Annotated in this window: 13 protein-coding genes; 4 read left to right on the top strand and 9 right to left on the bottom strand. The window is 63.7% G+C overall.

The genetic code is table 11. The features are described from left to right. Nucleotides 1–51: 51 nt before the first annotated feature. Nucleotides 52–960: a LysR family transcriptional regulator gene (locus J7548_RS00320; protein WP_290968768.1), complete on the top strand. Its 909-nt coding sequence runs from the start codon at nucleotides 52–54 to the stop codon at nucleotides 958–960. A 20-nt stretch (nucleotides 961–980) separates the two neighbouring features. Here J7548_RS00320 and J7548_RS00315 read toward each other — a convergent pair whose 3' ends face one another. From J7548_RS00315 to J7548_RS00305, 3 genes are all read right to left on the bottom strand, one after another. Continuing rightward, complete coding sequence (locus tag J7548_RS00315; protein ID WP_290968764.1) at nucleotides 981–2,201, bottom strand: serine hydrolase; 1,221 nt, start codon at nucleotides 2,199–2,201, stop codon at nucleotides 981–983. Between the two features lie 187 nt (nucleotides 2,202–2,388). Continuing rightward, nucleotides 2,389–3,999, bottom strand: a complete 1,611-nt coding sequence (locus tag J7548_RS00310; protein ID WP_290968760.1) for a methyl-accepting chemotaxis protein — start codon at nucleotides 3,997–3,999, stop codon at nucleotides 2,389–2,391. Between the two features lie 180 nt (nucleotides 4,000–4,179). After that, a complete protein-coding gene (locus J7548_RS00305) occupies nucleotides 4,180–5,616 on the bottom strand; it encodes a PLP-dependent aminotransferase family protein (protein ID WP_290968757.1) in 1,437 nt (478 codons plus the stop codon). A 102-nt stretch (nucleotides 5,617–5,718) separates the two neighbouring features. Here J7548_RS00305 and J7548_RS00300 point away from each other — a divergent pair, with 102 nt between their 5' ends. The 3 genes from J7548_RS00300 to J7548_RS00290 all read left to right on the top strand — a co-directional run bounded on the left by J7548_RS00300 (nucleotide 5,719) and on the right by J7548_RS00290 (nucleotide 10,094). Continuing rightward, nucleotides 5,719–7,086, top strand: a complete 1,368-nt coding sequence (locus J7548_RS00300) for a hydroxymethylglutaryl-CoA reductase, degradative (protein ID WP_290971521.1) — start codon at nucleotides 5,719–5,721, stop codon at nucleotides 7,084–7,086. Between the two features lie 70 nt (nucleotides 7,087–7,156). Further along, a complete protein-coding gene (locus J7548_RS00295; protein WP_290968754.1) occupies nucleotides 7,157–8,380 on the top strand; it encodes an ABC transporter substrate-binding protein in 1,224 nt (407 codons plus the stop codon). Between the two features lie 442 nt (nucleotides 8,381–8,822). Next, nucleotides 8,823–10,094 (top strand): MFS transporter, encoded by a 1,272-nt coding sequence (locus tag J7548_RS00290; protein WP_290968751.1) that lies wholly within the window; start codon nucleotides 8,823–8,825, stop codon nucleotides 10,092–10,094. Between the two features lie 69 nt (nucleotides 10,095–10,163). On the opposite strand, the gene J7548_RS00285 is transcribed toward J7548_RS00290, so the two are convergent. The 6 genes from J7548_RS00285 to J7548_RS00260 all read right to left on the bottom strand — a co-directional run bounded on the left by J7548_RS00285 (nucleotide 10,164) and on the right by J7548_RS00260 (nucleotide 16,792). Continuing rightward, nucleotides 10,164–11,084, bottom strand: a complete 921-nt coding sequence (locus tag J7548_RS00285; protein ID WP_290968748.1) for an alpha/beta fold hydrolase — start codon at nucleotides 11,082–11,084, stop codon at nucleotides 10,164–10,166. A 183-nt stretch (nucleotides 11,085–11,267) separates the two neighbouring features. Then, nucleotides 11,268–11,996 carry an ABC transporter ATP-binding protein gene (locus J7548_RS00280; protein WP_290968746.1) on the bottom strand — a complete coding sequence of 243 codons (729 nt, stop codon included), beginning with the start codon at nucleotides 11,994–11,996 and terminating at the stop codon, nucleotides 11,268–11,270. Between the two features lie 2 nt (nucleotides 11,997–11,998). Then, the gene (locus J7548_RS00275; protein ID WP_290968744.1) at nucleotides 11,999–13,975 is read right to left on the bottom strand and encodes a branched-chain amino acid ABC transporter ATP-binding protein/permease; all 1,977 of its coding nucleotides are present in this window, start codon (nucleotides 13,973–13,975) and stop codon (nucleotides 11,999–12,001) included. A gap of 4 nt (nucleotides 13,976–13,979) precedes the next feature. Then, on the bottom strand, nucleotides 13,980–14,870 hold the full coding sequence (locus J7548_RS00270) for a branched-chain amino acid ABC transporter permease (protein ID WP_290968743.1): 891 nt from the start codon (nucleotides 14,868–14,870) through the stop codon (nucleotides 13,980–13,982). Between the two features lie 188 nt (nucleotides 14,871–15,058). Beyond that, nucleotides 15,059–16,210: an ABC transporter substrate-binding protein gene (locus J7548_RS00265; protein WP_290968741.1), complete on the bottom strand. Its 1,152-nt coding sequence runs from the start codon at nucleotides 16,208–16,210 to the stop codon at nucleotides 15,059–15,061. Between the two features lie 138 nt (nucleotides 16,211–16,348). Beyond that, a complete protein-coding gene (locus tag J7548_RS00260; RefSeq protein WP_290968740.1) occupies nucleotides 16,349–16,792 on the bottom strand; it encodes a thioesterase family protein in 444 nt (147 codons plus the stop codon). Nucleotides 16,793–17,077 lie beyond the last annotated feature (285 nt).

Here is a 17,077-nt window from a genome sequence, read left to right as displayed (position 1 = left end):
TTTAGTCACAAGTGAGCCGATAATCCCTGACATCCGTTTTGAGGCATCGCCATGGACCAGTTCAAGCAGATTTCCACCTTCGCCGAAGTCGCCGCGCGCGGCAGCCTGTCCGCCGCCGCCCGCGCCGAGGGCATCGCCCCCGCCATGATCGGCCGCCGGCTCGACGCCCTGGAAGAGCGGCTGGGGGTCAAGTTGCTGCAGCGCACGACGCGCAAGATCATGCTGACCAACGAAGGCGCCGCCTTCCTGGAAGATTGCCAGCGCATCCTGGCCGACCTGGAAGATGCCGAATCGGCGGTATCCGAGCGCAGCGCGCGCGCCAGCGGCGACCTGCTGATCTCGGCCCCGGCCGGATTCGGCCGCCAGCACGTGGCGCCGCTGGTGCCCTCCTTCCTGGCCGAGCACCGCGACGTCACGCTGACCCTGAACCTCAACGACCGCATCGCCGACGTCATCGGCGAAGGCATCGACGTGGCCATCCGCATCGCCACCCTGACCGACTCCAACCTGGTCAGCGTCAAGCTGGCCGACAACCACCGCGTGATCGTCGCCGCCCCCTCCTACCTGCGCCGCCACGGCACGCCGCAAACGCCTGACGAGCTGGCGCGCCACAACTGCCTGGCCATCAGCAGCGAAGGCAGCCAGCGCGGCTGGACGCTCAAGCAATCCGGCAAGGAAAGCGTGTTCAAGGTGGGCGGCAACATGGTCTGCAACGACGGCGAGGTGCTGCACAACTGGGCCCTCAACGGCAAAGGGCTGGCCTGGCGTTCGATGTGGGAAGTCGGCGCCGCCATCGAGGCCGGCGAGCTGGTCACGGTGCTGGACAAGTTCGCCGCCCCCGCGCCGTCCATTTATGCGGTCTTCGCCCAGCGCCGCCATTTGCCGTTGCGCATCCGCGCTTTCGTGGATTTCTTGCGGCATGCCTATGCGCAGCCGGATTATTGGAAAAAAGGCGCCTGACTCAGCGCCCCTGCCAGGCATCACCAATTGCCATAAGTCCCCACGATGCCGCGCAGCAAGGCATCCCGCTCCAAACCGAAGTGATTGCCGCTGGCATCGCCGGATGCATCCTTGCCGACGCCCATATGCACCACCACCAGCTTCAGGTCGGGATCGACGAGGATGGCCTGGCCGTAGATGCCCAGCAATACGAAACGGCGATGGCTGCCCGGCATGATCCAGGTTTGCAGGCCGTAGCCGAAGTAAGTGCTGCCACGGCTATCGGCCATGTAGCCGGGCCGGAAAGCCTGGGGCTGGCGTGAGGCATCGGTCATGTCCAGCAAATGTTCGCGGCTGATTACCGCTTGTCCGCGCACCATGCCGTCTGCGGCCATCATCATGCCCAGGCGGGCGTAGTCGTAGACCGTGGCATTGAAACCGCCGGCGGCGCGCGCGGTAGAGTCCACCGGATTGAGCAGCCAGAACGATGCCGCCTGCGCGCCGATCGGCTTCCATATCTTGTCGCCGATCCAGGCGCACAGCGTTTGTCCGGTTGCGCCTTCCAGCACCAGGCCCAGCACCGTGGTCTGCGCCCCCTCGTAGTTGAAACGCTCGCCCTCTGGGGAAGCGCGCTCGGTAATGCTCTGCGCCGCCTGCAGCGCCCCCTGGTTGCGCATCACCACGTTGAAGCGCGTCAGGTCGTCGCGGCCCGAATAGTCCTCCACAAATCGCGCCCCGGAAGCCATCCGCATCAGGTTGACGATACGTGTGCCGCCGTACAGCGTGCCGGCCAGCGCCGGCACGTAATCCTGCGCGCGGTCGTCGAGCGAACGGATACGGCCCTCTTCCAGCGCTTTCATGATGCCCAGCGCAACGACGGTCTTGGCCATGGAATTGGAGAGCATGCGCATTTGCGCGGTGCGCCCGTAGTTGTAGCGCTCGGCGACGATACGCCCGTCCTTGACCACGACCACGGCGGTGGCGCGCTGGTGCTGCATGTAATCGTCCAGCGAATAATAGCCGCCGCGATAACGGTAATGAAACGCGGTCTGACTGGCCGCCTTTTCCAATGGCAGCGGATTGTCCGATGGCGGCTGCTCGCATGAGGGGCCGACACTGTCCATCGCGCTGAAGGAGCCGACCATATAGCGTTGCTGGTAGGCCTGCGCCAGGTTGGCGCCGACCGGATATCCGGCGTCGCGCCCCAGCGCCTCTTCATCCGGCGCGGCAACCGCGGTCGCCGTTGCCAGCAGCGCAGGCAAGGCATATCCCAACAATCGCATCCAGCCGCTTGTTTGCTTAATCTCTTGGCGCATAGCGCTCCCCCCTTTGTTTTTCTGATTTCCGATGATGGCACAAGACGCGCCGCCAAGCGACTGCTCCGGACTCCCGGCGTAAAAATGGCACCCGTCCAAGGTGCCATTTTCGCTCCCACTTGTTGTTCCCGGACTATGCCGTCAACATAGCCGACGTCGGCGTGATGTCGATCTCGCGCCGCGCCGGTTGTTCGCCCGCGTGTAGCGTAAACACGCTGACCAGGTGCGCCAGGGCATCGGCCTGGTTCTGCATCGATGCGGCCGCCGCCGCGGCCTGCTCCACCAGCGCCGCATTCTGCTGCGTGACCTGGTCCATCTGCGTGATGGCGTGGTTGACCTGTTCGATGCCGTTGGTCTGCTCGGCGCTGGCCGCGCTGATCTCGGCGACGATGTCGGTCACGCGTTTCACGCTGGCGACCACTTCGGTCATGGTGGCGCCGGCCTGTTCGACCAGCTTGCTGCCGGTATCGACCTTGGCCACCGAATCGTCGATGAGTTGCTTGATTTCCTTGGCGGCGGCCGCCGAACGCTGGGCCAGCGAACGCACCTCGGAAGCCACCACCGCGAAGCCGCGGCCCTGTTCTCCGGCGCGCGCCGCTTCCACCGCCGCGTTGAGCGCCAGGATGTTGGTCTGGAAGGCGATGCCGTCAATGACGCTGATGATGTCGACGATCTTGCGCGAGGATTCGTTGATCGCGCCCATGGTATCGACCACCTGGCTGACCACGCCGCCGCCCTGCTCCGCCACGGCCGAGGCCGATACCGCCAGTTGGCTGGCCTGGCGCGCATTGTCGGCATTCTGGCGCACGGTGGAGATCAGCTCTTCCATGGCCGAAGCGGTTTCTTCCAGCGAACTGGCCTGCTCTTCCGTGCGCGAGGAAAGGTCGAGGTTGCCGGCGGCGATCTCGGCCGAGGCGGTGGTGATGGTATCGGTGCCGCTGCGCACGTTGCTGACGATGCCGCGCAGGCTGTGGTTCATGTCCTTGAGCGACTGCAGCAACTGGCCGGTCTCGTCCCGCGACTTTACCGCCACATCGCTGGAGAGGTCGCCTTCGGCCACGCGGCGCGAGATGTTGACGGCCACATCCAGCGGACGGGTGATGCCCAGCGTCAGGTAACGCGCGCAGACGATGCCCAGCAGCAGGATCAGGCCTTCCAGCACCACGATCAGGGTTCTGCTCTTGTCGGCGATGGTGTCGATCTCCTTGGCGTGATCATCGATTTCCCTGCGCTGCAATTCCACCAACTGGCGCATGGTGTCCTGGTACGCTGTCGAAGCCGGCACGAACACCTTGTCGAGGACACGCGCCGCCTCTTCCAGGTTGCCTGCCGCCTTGGCCTTGTTGATCTCGTCGCGCGAGGAAAGGTAGGCCTTGCGGTATTCGCCGATCTTCTGGAACAGCTCCTTCTCCTGGGGCGAACTGATCAGCCCTTCGACCTTCTTCTGGTACTCGCCCGAGCTCTTGGACGAAGCCGCCGCCTCCTCGGCAAAATAAGGACCCAGCGCAGGGTCGTTGCTCTTGGCGATGGCGGTGGTGCGGCGAATGCCGCTGACGAGATTGGCGTACCAGTCGGCAATCAGGCGCTCCTTCAGCAGCGGCACGTCCATCATTTCCCGCGTGGCGGCCGATACGTTCTGCAAGCGCCAGACGCCGATGCCGGCGATGATGACCGAGAAGGCGAGGATCAGGGCAAAGCCGGCCATCAGGCGTTTGCCGATTTTCATGTTACCGAGGATATTCATTTCGTTCAGCCCCAAATACCGGCAACCGGCCTCAATGCCGATGCCATTTTTCGTTGTTTGCGTTTTTTGTTGTTTCCCTGCCTGCCCGCAGCCTGGTATCCCTGCAGCAACTTTGTACTATGGCATGCCCCCGTTGCAGGAACAAGGACGCTAAGCGCGGAACAAGCAGGGATTGCGCCCCTACTTCGCACACGGCTGCGCAATCCCGCCTCCCGTTTGACATTCGTTCAGCAATTCGGGCATCGCACGCCGGAATCGTTCATCCCCCAGCAAGCCGACATTGAAACGCGACCACGCCACCGTCTCTTCGGTATCGAGCCGGAAGATGCTGCCCGGCGCCAGCACGATATTGCGCGCCATCAGCCCTTGCGCCAGCCGCTTGGCATCCCCGAATTGGGGAAAGCGCGCCCACAGGTACATCGACTGCTGCGGCGTGCAGAACAGTTCGGCGCCGAGCTGCTCCAGCAGGTGGCGCGCCTGCTCGGTGGCCTGCGTAAGGCGGTCGCGCAGGCGTGCGGTATGGCGGCTGAAGTGGCCATCGGAGAGGATCACGTCCAGCGTGCGTTCGCAATATTCGGAGCTGGAGACATGCACCAGCATCTTGATGTCGGCCAGGTCGCTGGCGAGGTCGCGGTGGCAGGCGATGAACCCTACCCGCAGCGCCGCCGATACCGACTTGGAAAAGCTGCCGATATAGATCGTGCGGCGCAACTGGTCCAGCGTCGAAATGCGCGCGGCGGTGGCCGGCTTGAAATCGGCGAAGGCATCGTTCTCGACGATGATCGCGTTGTGGCGGTCGGCCAGTTGCAGGATCGTGTGCGCCTTGTGCGGCGAGGTGTCGGAAGCGGTCGGGTTGTGCGCCAGCGACTGCGTGAAGAACAGCGGCGGCTTGCCCGGCTGGCTGAGTTCGCGCTCCAGCGCCGCCACGTCCGGCCCGTCCGCCAGACGCGGAATGCCGACGATGCGCGCGCCGGACAGCTTCAGCTTGCCGTACAACATGTAGTAGCCGGGTTCGTCCACCAGCACCCGGTCGCCGGGGCGGATGAAGTTGCGGATCACGATGTCCAGCGCCTGGTTGGCGCCGTGGGTCAGCACGATCTGCCCGGTAGCCGCCTCGATGCCATGCTGCGCCAGCTTGTGCGACAGGTGCTGGCGCAGCGGCAGGTAGCCGAAGCGGCTGCCGTAGCCGAACAGCGCGCCGATGCCGGTGCGCACCACCTTCTGGTGGAATTTGTCCAGGCGCACATCGCTCAGCCATTCCAGCGGCGGGAAACCATCGCCCAGGCGCAGGTGTTCGGGGTCGCTCTTCAACTGTTCGCGCATCAGCCACACCACGTCCATCGCCCGGCTCAAGCTTCCCTCGTCATCCTCCTTCACCGGCGGCGGCGCGGCGCAGACGAAAAAGCCGGAACCGCGGCGCGGCTCGGCCACGCCCAGTGCGGTCAGCTCGTCGAAGACATTGACGATGGTGTTCTTGGCACAGTCATGCCGTGCCGCCATCTCGCGGATCGACGGCAGGCGGCTGCCGGGCGGGTAGATGCCCTCCTCGATCTGCTGGCGCACCAGTTGCACCAGCTTGCCAGTGAGCGTGCGGGCGTTGCGATGTTCGGTTGCCATGGCCTCTTTCCTTGCCGGTTCTTGTTGCGTCGCAAAGTAATTGTCTTAGGTACAGTTACGGCACTGTTGGCACATAACTGTACCCATTGAAATTGGTACACGCTGGTATTCTGCTCCCGACCCGGCCTCCCCCGGTCAAGCGAAAAAACATCAAGAGAGACAGAGAGACAAACACCCATGAGCACCACCACCGACTCCCGCCTGCCCGGCTTCCGTAACTTCAATCCCGAACGGCGCCTGGCCGAGGTGGCCCGCCTCGCCGGCCTGGATGCCGCCGAGCAGGCGCTGCTGGCCGATGCCGGCGCGCTGCCGCTGGCCACCGCCGACGGCATGATCGAGAACGTGGTCGGCACCTTCCAGTTGCCGCTGGGCGTGGCCGGCTATTTCCAGTTGAACGGGCGCGACGTGCTGGTGCCGATGGCGGTGGAAGAACCGTCGGTCGTAGCCGCGGCCTCCTTCATGGCCAAGCTGATCCGCGAATGCGGCGGCTTCCAGACCTCCAGCAGCGCGCCGCTGATGCGCGCCCAGATCCAGCTGATCGGCATTACCGATCCGCACGGCGCGCGGCTGGCGATCCTGAAGGAACGCCAGGCCATCATCGACATCGCCAACAGCCGCGACCAGTTGCTGAACAAGCTCGGCGGCGGCTGCCGCGACATCGAGGTGCATGTCTTCCCCGACACCCGGCGCGGCGCCATGGTGGTCACCCACCTGATCGTCGACGTGCGCGACGCGATGGGCGCCAATACCGTCAACACCATGGCCGAGGCGGTGGCCGGCCATATCGAAAAGGTCACCGGCGGCAAGGTGCGCCTGCGCATCCTCTCCAACCTGGCCGACCTGCGCCTGGCGCGGGCGCGCGTGAAGGTCTCGGCCAAGGTATTGGGCACCCAACAGTACAGCGGCGATGAAGTGATCAATGGCATCGTCGACGCCTACGAGTTCGCCCGGGTCGATCCCTACCGCGCCGCCACGCACAACAAGGGCATCATGAACGGCATCGATCCGGTGATCGTCGCTACCGGCAACGACTGGCGCGCGGTGGAAGCCGGCGCCCACGCCTACGCCAGCCGCAACGGCCACTACACGTCGCTGACGCACTGGGAGATCGCCGCCGACGGCGACCTGGTCGGCACGCTGGAAATCCCGATGCCGGTAGGTCTTGTGGGCGGCGCCACCAAGACCCATCCGGTGGCGCGCGCGGCGCTGAAGATCCTCAAGGTGCAAAGCGCACAGGAACTGGCCGAGGTCGCCGTGGCCGTGGGCCTGGCGCAGAACATGGCGGCGCTGCGCGCGCTGGCCACCGAAGGCATCCAGCGCGGCCACATGGCGCTGCATGCGCGCAATATCGCGCTGGCGGCCGGCGCCAGGCCGGAAGAGATGGATTGGCTGGTGCAGCAGATGGTGGCCAAGCACGATGTACGCGTCGACTATGCCGCGCAACTGCTGGCGCAAAAGCGCGGGCAATAAGCGGACCAAATCGAGACATCCCCCACGAGCCGTCCAAAGGCGGCCGATAAAAACCAAAGGAGACAGCACCATGAACCAATCCAACCCACGCGCCGGATCGCTGCGCCTGCTAGCTTGCACGCTCGCCGTGGCAGCCGCCTGCGGCACCGCGCAGGCGCAGGTATCCAACGATGCCGTGCGCATCGGCTTCATCACCGACATGTCCGGCCCCTATGCCGATACCGACGGCGCCGGCGGCCTGGAAGCGATCCGCATGGCGGTGGTCGACTATGGCGGCAAGGTGCTGGGCAAGCCGGTCGAGATCATCTCGGCCGACCACCAGAACAAGGCCGACATTGCCGCCACCCGCGCCCGCGAATGGGCCGACGAGCGCGGCCTGGACATGCTGATCGGCGGCGTCAACTCGGCCACGGCCTTGTCGATGAACAAGGTGATGGCGGAGAAGAAGCGCGTCTACATCAACATCGGCGCCGGCACCGCGCGCCTGACCAACGAGGAATGCACGCCCTACACCGTGCACTATGAATACGACACCGTGGCGCTGGCCAAGGGCACCGGCCAGGCCGTGATCAAGCAAGGCGGCAAGAGCTGGTTCTTCCTGGTGGCCGACTACGCCTTCGGCCATTCGCTGGCCAACGACACCAGCGCCGTGGTCAAGGCCAACGGCGGCACCGTGGTCGGCTCGGTCAAGCATCCGCCGCTGTCCTCCGACCTGTCGTCCTTCATGCTGCAGGCGCAAGCCTCCAAGGCGCAGATCCTGGGGCTGGCCAACGCCGGCGAAGACACCGTCAACTCGATCAAGGCCGCCAAGGAATTCGGCGTCACCAAGCACATGAAACTGGTGGGCCTGCTGATGGTGATCAACGACATCCACGCGCTGGGCCTGGCCAATGCCGAAGGCCTGATGATGACCGACAGCTGGTACTGGGACAAGGACGAGCCTTCGCGTAAATTCGCCCAGCGCTTCTACCAGAAGATGAAGAAGATGCCGAGCACGCACCAGGCGGCCGCCTATTCCGCCACTACCACCTACCTCAAGGCGGTAACGGCGGCCGGCACCGACGACTCGACCAAGGTCATGGCCGAGCTGAAGAAGATGAAGATCGACGACTTCTACAACAAGGGCTACATCCGCGCCGATGGCCGCAACATCCACGACATGTACCTGTACCAGGTGAAGTCGCCGGCGGAATCGAAGAAGCCTTGGGATTACCTGAAGCTGCTGGAGACCATCCCGGGCGAACAGGCTTTCACCACCGTGGCCGAGTCCAAGTGCAGCTTGCTGAAGCAATAAGCTGAAACGACGTTCTTCGGTACGCGACAAACGTCACTGGGTCCCGGCCTGCGCCGGGACGACGAGCCGGGATGCGCTCGAACAATTGAGATTGAGCGCATAACCTATCCCCTCTGCGTCGTCCGGACGAAAGTCAGGACCCAGCGGCTTTCACATCACATCTCCCCCGGCACTGCTCCGGCCGAGCTGCCAAAACAAGATCCCGTCAGGCATTCGTCAGTACGAACCGCTTGCGCAACGCGCCGCTTAGGCATACTCTTGCTGACCGCCGCACCGGCGCCGATCCGCTTTCCATACAAGCGGCCTCCGGCACAATATCCCCGGCCCTGATTCGTCACTACCGCTGCCAGTTCCCGCATGCGGACACGTGCGCCCTTTCCTGCCCGCCATCGCCACCGGCGCGCATGCGCACCCTCGATAAAGAAAACGCCAAGGAGTTCATTTGAATAACAAAGACAACGCCACAATTGCCGCCGCACCGGCCAGTTTCAGTCCCTACCAGAAAACCGTGGTCGGCCTGCTGGCCTTCCTGCAGTTCGCCGTCATCCTCGACTTCATGCTGATGTCGCCGCTGGGCGCGATGATCATGCCCGACATGAAGATCAGCGCGCAGCAGTTCGGGCTGGTGGTGTCGGCCTACGCCTTTTCGGCCGGCATCTCCGGGCTGCTGACGGCCGGCTTCGCCGACCGCTTCGACCGCAAGCGCCTGCTGCTGTTCTTCTACACCGGCTTCGTACTCGGCACGCTGTGGTGCGGGCTGGCGCAGAGCTTTGAAAGCCTGCTGGCCGCGCGCATCGTGACCGGCCTGTTCGGCGGCGTGATCGGTTCCATCGTGCTGGCAATCGCCACCGACCTGTTCCCGCTGCAACTGCGCGGCCGCGTGATGGGCCTGATCCAGACCGCCTTCGCCGCCAGCCAGGTGCTGGGCATCCCGATCGGCCTGTACCTGTCCAATAGCTGGAACTGGCATGTGCCCTTCATCGCCATGGCGGCGCTGGGCCTGGTCGGCGGCATCGCCGTGCTGTGGAAGATGCAGCCGGTCGCTGAACACCTGAAGCTGAAACAGGAACACAGCGCCTTCTCGCACCTGCTGCACACCGTCACCGAACCGCGTTACCTGGTTGCCTTCGCCACCACCGCGCTGCTGATGACCGGCGGCTTCATGCTGATGCCGTTCTCCAGCGCCTACCTGGTCGGCAACCTCGGCATCGACCTGCACCACCTGCCGACGGTCTACATGGTCACCGGCATCTGCACCATCGGCTTCGGCCCGCTGATCGGCCGCGCCGCCGACAAGGCCGGCAAGTTCCGCGTATTCATGTTCGGCGCCGTTCTCTCCATCATCATGGTGCTGATCTACACGCATCTGGGTCCGGTGACGGTGCCGATGATCATCCTGATCAACGCGGTGCTGTTCCTGGGGATCTTCTCGCGCATGATCCCCTTCCAGGCGCTGGTATCGACCGTGCCCACGCCCACCCAGCGCGGCTCGTTCAACGCCATCAGCGCATCGATCCAGCAGTTGTCGGGCGGCATCGCTTCGGTGGTGGCCGGCCACATCGTCACGCTCGGCGCCGATGGGCGGCTGTCCAATTTCGATGTGGTGGGTTATGTGATCGTCGGCACCACGCTGGCGGCTTCGTTGCTGGTATGGCGGCTGAACCGTGAGGTGCAGGCGCACGCGGCAGTGGCTGCCGCGGCGAACAAGGCCTGAGCATCTCCATCTCCAATGAAAAAGGCGGGCATCATGCCCGCCTTTTTCATTGTGCCTGTTTCATTTGTTTCATTTTCCCGGGAAATGCCGGTTCAGGAAACCCATGACGGTTTCAAGCACCAGCGCCGGATTTTCCCGATGCGGCACATGCCCGCAGCCTTCGAACATCACGCATTCGCCCTGCCCGGCGAACGCCGACGGCAAGCCTGCGATCATCTCCGGATGCCGCCCGGAGCCGAACTCGTCCAAGTCGCCATGCATCGCCAGCACCGGGCATCGCAGCTTGCGCAAATCCTCCTCCAGCGACCAGCCGGCGAACTCCGGCGCCAGCCAGGTTTCGGTCCAGGCATCGAGCACCCATCGCGCCTTCTCCAGGTCGTTGCCGTGATACTTCGCCAGCCGCGCCAGTTGCGCCGGATCGGCGAAGTTCTTCTTGGCGGCTCGGATGCCTTCCAGCGTGCGGTCTTCGACGAAGGCCTGGGCGGATTCTGTGATCACTGCGGCGATGCGGCCGGGAAGTTGCGCTGCGGCGGCAAGGGCCATGCCACCGCCGACGCTGTGGCCGAAGAGGATGGCTTGCTCCACCTCCAGGTGGTCCATCAATGGCAACAGGAATGCATGCGCTTCGTCGCGAATGAAGTCATGGCCAAGTCTGGAGGGATGCGAATCGGAGTTGCCGAAACCGAGCCGGTCATAGGCAATGACGGGATGTCCGGTGCAGGCGGCCAACATCGCGGGGAAATCGCGCCATAGCCCGATTGCGCCAAGCGAATCATGGAGCAAGACGATAGGCAGGCGACCGCTTTGCGCCGGGTAGTTCCAGGCCGATACGCCAATCCTGCGGCCACTGATATCGGCATACCGATCATGTCTTGTAGCGTTGGCGATACCCGCCCCGCTTGCTGCCGCCATGCCTTGAATTACCACCTGATGCTCCCGCCCATTGCGTAAATCCTGATTGTGACCGCGAACAGGTCCCGGTGCTGTCATTGCAGCGACAACCTCGCTTCCCCAGTTCTTCCGGACAAAAGAAAAGGCGCACCCGAAGGTGCGCCTTAAACAACATTCAAGAGGTATGCCTCCCCCTTAATATACCCGACACGCTGCCAGCCGAAGCGACGTGCGAGCCGAGGTATCTTGAAGGGCGCACCTCCGATGCAGCTTGCCTTGCGATCAGTGGTGCGCACCGCCGCCAAGGTAGGCGGCTTGCACCGCCGGGTCGTTTTGCAACTTGTCGGCGGGGCCATGTACGGAGATCTTGCCATTCTCCAACACATAGCCGTAATCCGCAACATTGAGCGCGGCGGCGGCGAATTGTTCGACCAGCAACATCGTCACGCCCTGCTCCTTCAGGCGCAGGATGATGCGGAAGACTTCATCGACCAGGATCGGCGCCAGGCCCATCGACGGTTCGTCGAGCAGGATCACTTCAGGGTTCAGCATCACGGCGCGGGCCATGGCGAGCATCTGCTGTTCGCCGCCGGAAAGCGTGCCGGCCAGTTGCGTCTGGCGCTCCTTCAGGCGCGGGAACAGTTCCAGCGCACGCTCCAGGTCGTGCGCGATGTCGCCCTTGGGGCGGGCGCGGGTGAAGCGCGGGAAGGCCCCCAGGAGCAGGTTGTCGGTCACGCTCATGGTGGCGAACACGCGCCGGCCTTCGGGCGAATGCGCCAGGCCGAAACGGGCGATCTTGTGCGAGTCCAGGCCGGTGATGTTCTTGCCGTCGAGGGTGACTTCGCCGCCCTTGGGTTTGAGCATGCCTGAGATGGCGCGCATGGTGGTGGTCTTGCCGGCGCCGTTGGAGCCGATCAGGGTCACCACCTTGCCCTTGGGGACGTCGAGCGAAATGCCGTGCAGCACTTCGACCTTGCCGTAGGCGGCGTGCAGGTTGGAAATGGTCAGCATGTTCAGGCTCCTGCAGGTGTCGGTTGGTGGTCGTGGCCGCCGGGTGCGTCGCCCGCGCTGCCGCCGAGATAGGCTTCGATCACCTTCGGGTCGGCCTGCACTTGCGCCGGCTTGCCTTCGGCGATCTTCTGGCCGAAGTCGAGCACGGTGACGGTGTCGCAGATCGACATGACCACGTCCATGTGGTGCTCGATCAGGATGATGGTGATGCCGGCTTCGCGGATCTTGCGGATGATGGCGACCAGGTCCTTGATGTCGGGCGCGGTCAGGCCGGCGGCCGGTTCGTCCAGCAGCAGGAGGCTCGGGTTCAGGCCCAGCGCGCGGCCGATTTCCAGCAGGCGCTGCTTGCCGTACGGCAGGTTGCGCGCTTCCTCGTTGGCGAGGTCGGCCAGGCCGACGAACTCCAGGATGGCGGCGGCGCGTTCGCGCGCGGCACGTTCTTCGCGCGCATAGCACGGGGTGTTGACCATGACGTCGAGCACGTTGCTGGCGAAGGTGTGGTGCAGGCCGACCAGCACGTTTTCCGTGGCGGTCATTTCACCGAACAGCTGGACGTTCTGGAAGGTGCGCGCCACGCCGCCCAGGGCGATGGTGGACGGGGTGTTGCCGGAGATCTGGCGGCCGTCGTATTCGACCTGGCCGTCGGTGGGACGGTAGATGCCGGTCAGCACGTTCATCATGGTGCTCTTGCCGGAACCGTTGGGGCCGATCAGGCCGTGCACGGTGCCCTTCTTGACGTCGAGGTCGACCTTGTTCAACGCCTTCAGGCCGCCGAACTGCATCAGGATCTGGTTAACCTTCAGCAGCGTCGCGCCGGCATCCTTGACCGAGTCGGTGGTGATGACCGCTTGTTCCTTGTCGCCGGCGATCTGCTGGGCGATGGGGACGCGCTTGGTCAGCACGCGGCCGAACAGGTTGCGGCAGAAGCCGACGATGCCGTCCTGCAGGTAGTAGACCACAAACAGGGTCATCAGGCCGAAGATGGTCAGGCGCCAGTCGGTGATGTTTTCCAGCTTGTACGAGAACGCCGCCATGGCGACGGTGGCCGCCACCGGCACGACGGAACCGCGCACGGTGTTGGTCTTCTTTGCCACGGCCACCGCCGAGCCGCCCACCACAACCACTGCCAGCGCGGTGGCGATCTTGCGGAACAGTTCGATGTCCGACAGCAGGCTGGGCAGCATGACCACGATCAGCGCGCCGATAAGCGAGCCGATGCGCGACTTGCGGCCGCCCATGATCACCGCCAGCAGGAACAGGATGGTGAGCTCGAAGTTGTAGGTATTGGGCGAGATGTACTCTTCCGAATACGCGTACAGGGCGCCCGAGAGGCCGGCCAGCGCGGCGCTGATGATGAAGGCGTAGACCTTGTAGCGGTACACCGACACGCCCATGCAGTCCGATGCGATCGGGCTGTCGCGCAGCGCCTGGAAGGCGCGGCCGAGGTTGGACTTGAGGATGCGATGAACCACGCCCATGGCGAGCACGGTGAGGATCGCGACCACGTAGAAGAATTGCACCTCGTTCATCTTCTCGCCGCCGATGAACGGCTTGGCGACCTTGATGCCCATCGGGCCTTCGGTGAGGAAGGTCATCTCGTTGATCAGGATCTGGATGATGGTGCCGAAGGCCAGCGTGACCATCGCCAGGTACGGGCCGGTCACGCGCAGCGCGGGCAGCGCGAGGATGGCGCCGAACACCGCCGTGACCGCGATGGCGGCCGGAACCGCCAGCACGAACGGCAGGCCGAGCTTGAAGAACAGCACGCCGGCGGTGTACGAGCCGATGCCGAACAGGCCGGCGTGGCCCAGCGATACCTGGCCGGTGTAGCCGACCACGATGTCCAGCCCGAACAGCAGGATGGCGTAGATCAGGATGGTTTCGACCAGGTGCAAGTAATACGGGTTATGCACCACCAGGGGAATGCCGGCCAGCGCAACGATGCCCAGCAGGGAGAGCAATAGGATTTTCTTGTTCATCGCTTCAGACCTTCTTGATCGCAGTTTTGCCGAACAGGCCTGCAGGTTTGACAGCCAGCACAAGCAGCAGGAGCAGCAGCCCCGGGACTTCCTTGTAGCCGGTGGAGATGTAGAAGCCGGTGACGGTTTCGGCGATGCCCAGGATCAGGCCGCCGACAATGGCGCCCATGCCCGAGGTCAGGCCGCCGATGATGGCCACGGCGAAAGCCTTCAGGCCCAGCGCCGCGCCCATGGTGGCGCCGGTCAGGGTCAGCGGCGCCACCAGCACGCCGGCGAACGCGGCGGTCGCCGACGACAGCGCGTACGAGAAGGTGATCACCAGGCTGGTGTTGATGCCCATGAGGCCTGCGGCGTCGCGGTCGTTGGAGGTGGCGACCACCGCCTTGCCGTAGATCGACTTGCGGTTGAACAGCTCGACCGCGGCCATGATCAGCAAGGCGCCCACCACCACCAGCACCTGCATCGGCTGCACGTTGGCGCCGAAGATCTGGAACGGGGTGCCGGAGATCGGCATCGGGAACGGCAGGTCGTCCTTGCCCCAGATGTTCTCGGCGACGTTCTTGAAGATGATGGCCAGCGCGATGGTGGACATGATCCAGCCGAATTCGGACTTGATCTTGATGGCCGGGCGCACGCCGATCCATTCGACGAACATGCCTTGCAGCGCGCCGAATACGAGGACGATGGGGATCATCAGCCAATAGTTGAGGTAAGGCCCGCCGTGGATGTTGCCGACCACGGAGAGGCCGACCAGCGCGCCCAGCATCAGGGCTTCGCCCTGGCCGAAGTTCAGCGTGCCGGAAGTGGCGAAGGTGAGCTGGTAGCCGAAGGCGATCACGGCGTAGATCATGCCTAGCGCGATGCCGGAAAAGACTAGCTGTAACAGGATATCCATTGTGTTTCCCAAGAAGCGGCTGCCGCCGGATGGCGGCATTGAGCTGCGGTACTGCTTTCATCCGAAGCAGCGGCGGCACTGCCCTGATGTTGAAGTTACGCCAACAGGTCGTGCGAAAAAGGCCAGTCCCCGGATCGCAAGGACTGGCCTCTTCAATTTAAAACAATACGAACAAACGTCCGCTAGGTTTATTTGCCGAGGACGACGCGGCCGTTCTTGACCTCGCCCATCACGACGGTGCCCGGCTTGATGGCTTCGTGGTCGCTGTGGCTGAACGGCTTGTCATAGGTGGTGACCACGCCTTCGACCTTGGTGTTCAGGTTTTCCAGCGCGGCGCGGACCTTCTCGCCGTCGGTGCTGTTGGCTTGCTTGATGGCGGCGGCCAGCAGCAGGATCGAGTCGTAGCCTTGGGCGGCCGAGACGGCCGAGGGCATGCGGTCAACCTTGTAGGCCTTCTGGTAAGCCTCGATGAAGGCCTTGCGCTTGGGCGTGTTGCCGTCCTGGATGAAGGTCTGCGGCATGCGGGCGCCGTTGCCGTTCTTGCCGGAGTTGTCGATGAAGTTGCCCATCGACAGCGGCCAGCTGCCGATGATGGGCACGTGCCAGTTCAGCTTTTCCATGCCGTTGGCGATCTGCGCCAGCTCGGGGCCGATGCCGTAGGTCAGCACGACCTGGGCGCCGCCCTGCTTGGACTTCAGCAGTTGCGCGGTCATGTCGACGTCCTTGATGTTGTACTTCTCGACGGCGACCGGGGTGATCTTCTTGGCGGCCAGCATCTTCTCCAGGTCTTCACGGCCGAGCTGGCCATAGTTGGTGGAGTCGGCCAGGATCGCGACCTTGGTGAACTTCTGCTTGTCGACCGCTTCATCGGCGATCATCTTGGCCTGGATCTGGTCGGAGGCCGAGGTGCGGAAGATGTAGTTGTCCTTCTCTTTCTCGAACTGCTTGGTGATCACGCTGCCGGTGGCGACGTTGTTGATCACGGGGATCTTGGCTTCCTGGTAGAAGCGCTGCGATGCCAGCGCCACGCCGGTGTTGATGAAGCCGACGGTGGCGACCACCTTTTCCTTGTTGATCAGTTCCTGGGCGATCTGCACGCCGCGCTCGTTCTTGGCTTCGTCGTCGCGCTCGACCAGTTGCAGCTGGCGGCCCAGCAGGCCGCCCTGGGCGTTGATCTCGGCCACGGCCAGCTTGACGCCGTCGCGCATGGAAGCGCCCATGGGCGCGGAGCCGCCGGTGTAGGGGCCGGATACGCCGATCTTGATGGGGTCGGCAGCCTGCGACGACATCGCCAATGTCATCAATGCGGCGGCTACCAAGGCTTGGGTCTTGTATGTCATGTCTTCCTCCAGGAATTTAATTGTCGGCTGGCCCAGCTTTTGGCGGGCCAAGCGTTTTTGGAACCTACTCCCTCCGCTCTTCTGGCGGTTCGCGCGGGAGTGTCGGGGCGATTCTGTCGCAGTTTCCTTTCTCGAAACTTACAACCCTGTCAGGAGCTGTCGCAACGCGTCGGGCAGCGCCGTCGATTTTTCTTTCCCGAAATCAACCCACACTATTTTCGCAGCGCCATCAGCATAAATGATCTCCGGGATGGCTGCGTCGCGGATGACATACGTAGTTTCCACACTCGTGCGCCCCAGCGCGCCCGCATGCATCTCTACCGCGATGCTGGCCGGGTACTTCATCTGGCGCCGGAAGTTGCAGTGCGCATTGACGATGACCGGGCCCTGGTCGGCGGCGATCGTGGGGCCGCAGGCGACATCCAGCCATTCGATGCGGCACTGTTCCATGAAGCGGAAGTAGACGGTGTTGTTGACATGGCCGAGGGCGTCCATGTCGCCCCAGCGGATGTCCTGTTTCGACGTATGCAGCAGTTTTCCTTGCTCCGCCCTTGCTGCGGCGGCGTTTGCGTGGCTTGTCATGCGCTTTCCTTTCTATCGTTCGGTTCATCCATCAGTGAAATTCTTTTCATCTGGCGGGGCAAAGCAGCAGCTGCATTCTGCCGCCGCCGTCTTCCCTCTCCTCCGCGCCCGGGCGGCATTGCATAAGCTATTGTTATCAATTCACACCATATCGGTATAAGTGGCGGATACAAAATCCAATAAAATACGCGGCATTGCCGGAAAACACATCCGGCGCAGCTCCCGCAGCCACGCCGGCGCCAGGAAGCGGATTTACTGGATGCATAAAAAAACGCCTTTACCCAC

The organism is Herbaspirillum sp. (genome assembly GCF_017744395.1).
Taxonomy (GTDB): Bacteria; Pseudomonadota; Gammaproteobacteria; order Burkholderiales; family Burkholderiaceae_D; genus Herbaspirillum.
This window is presented reverse-complemented; position numbering and strand designations above follow the sequence as displayed.

Coding starts and splice junctions, on each gene's coding strand:
- J7548_RS00285 (WP_290968748.1), bottom strand. CDS start 11,084: ATGACAGCACCGGGACCTGTTCGCGGTCACAATCAGGATTTACGCAAT.
- J7548_RS00270 (WP_290968743.1), bottom strand. CDS start 14,870: ATGGATATCCTGTTACAGCTAGTCTTTTCCGGCATCGCGCTAGGCATG.
- J7548_RS00310 (WP_290968760.1), bottom strand. CDS start 3,999: ATGAATATCCTCGGTAACATGAAAATCGGCAAACGCCTGATGGCCGGC.
- J7548_RS00265 (WP_290968741.1), bottom strand. CDS start 16,210: ATGACATACAAGACCCAAGCCTTGGTAGCCGCCGCATTGATGACATTG.
- J7548_RS00305 (WP_290968757.1), bottom strand. CDS start 5,616: ATGGCAACCGAACATCGCAACGCCCGCACGCTCACTGGCAAGCTGGTG.
- J7548_RS00320 (WP_290968768.1), top strand. CDS start 52: ATGGACCAGTTCAAGCAGATTTCCACCTTCGCCGAAGTCGCCGCGCGC.
- J7548_RS00275 (WP_290968744.1), bottom strand. CDS start 13,975: ATGAACAAGAAAATCCTATTGCTCTCCCTGCTGGGCATCGTTGCGCTG.
- J7548_RS00295 (WP_290968754.1), top strand. CDS start 7,157: ATGAACCAATCCAACCCACGCGCCGGATCGCTGCGCCTGCTAGCTTGC.
- J7548_RS00260 (WP_290968740.1), bottom strand. CDS start 16,792: ATGACAAGCCACGCAAACGCCGCCGCAGCAAGGGCGGAGCAAGGAAAA.
- J7548_RS00280 (WP_290968746.1), bottom strand. CDS start 11,996: ATGCTGACCATTTCCAACCTGCACGCCGCCTACGGCAAGGTCGAAGTG.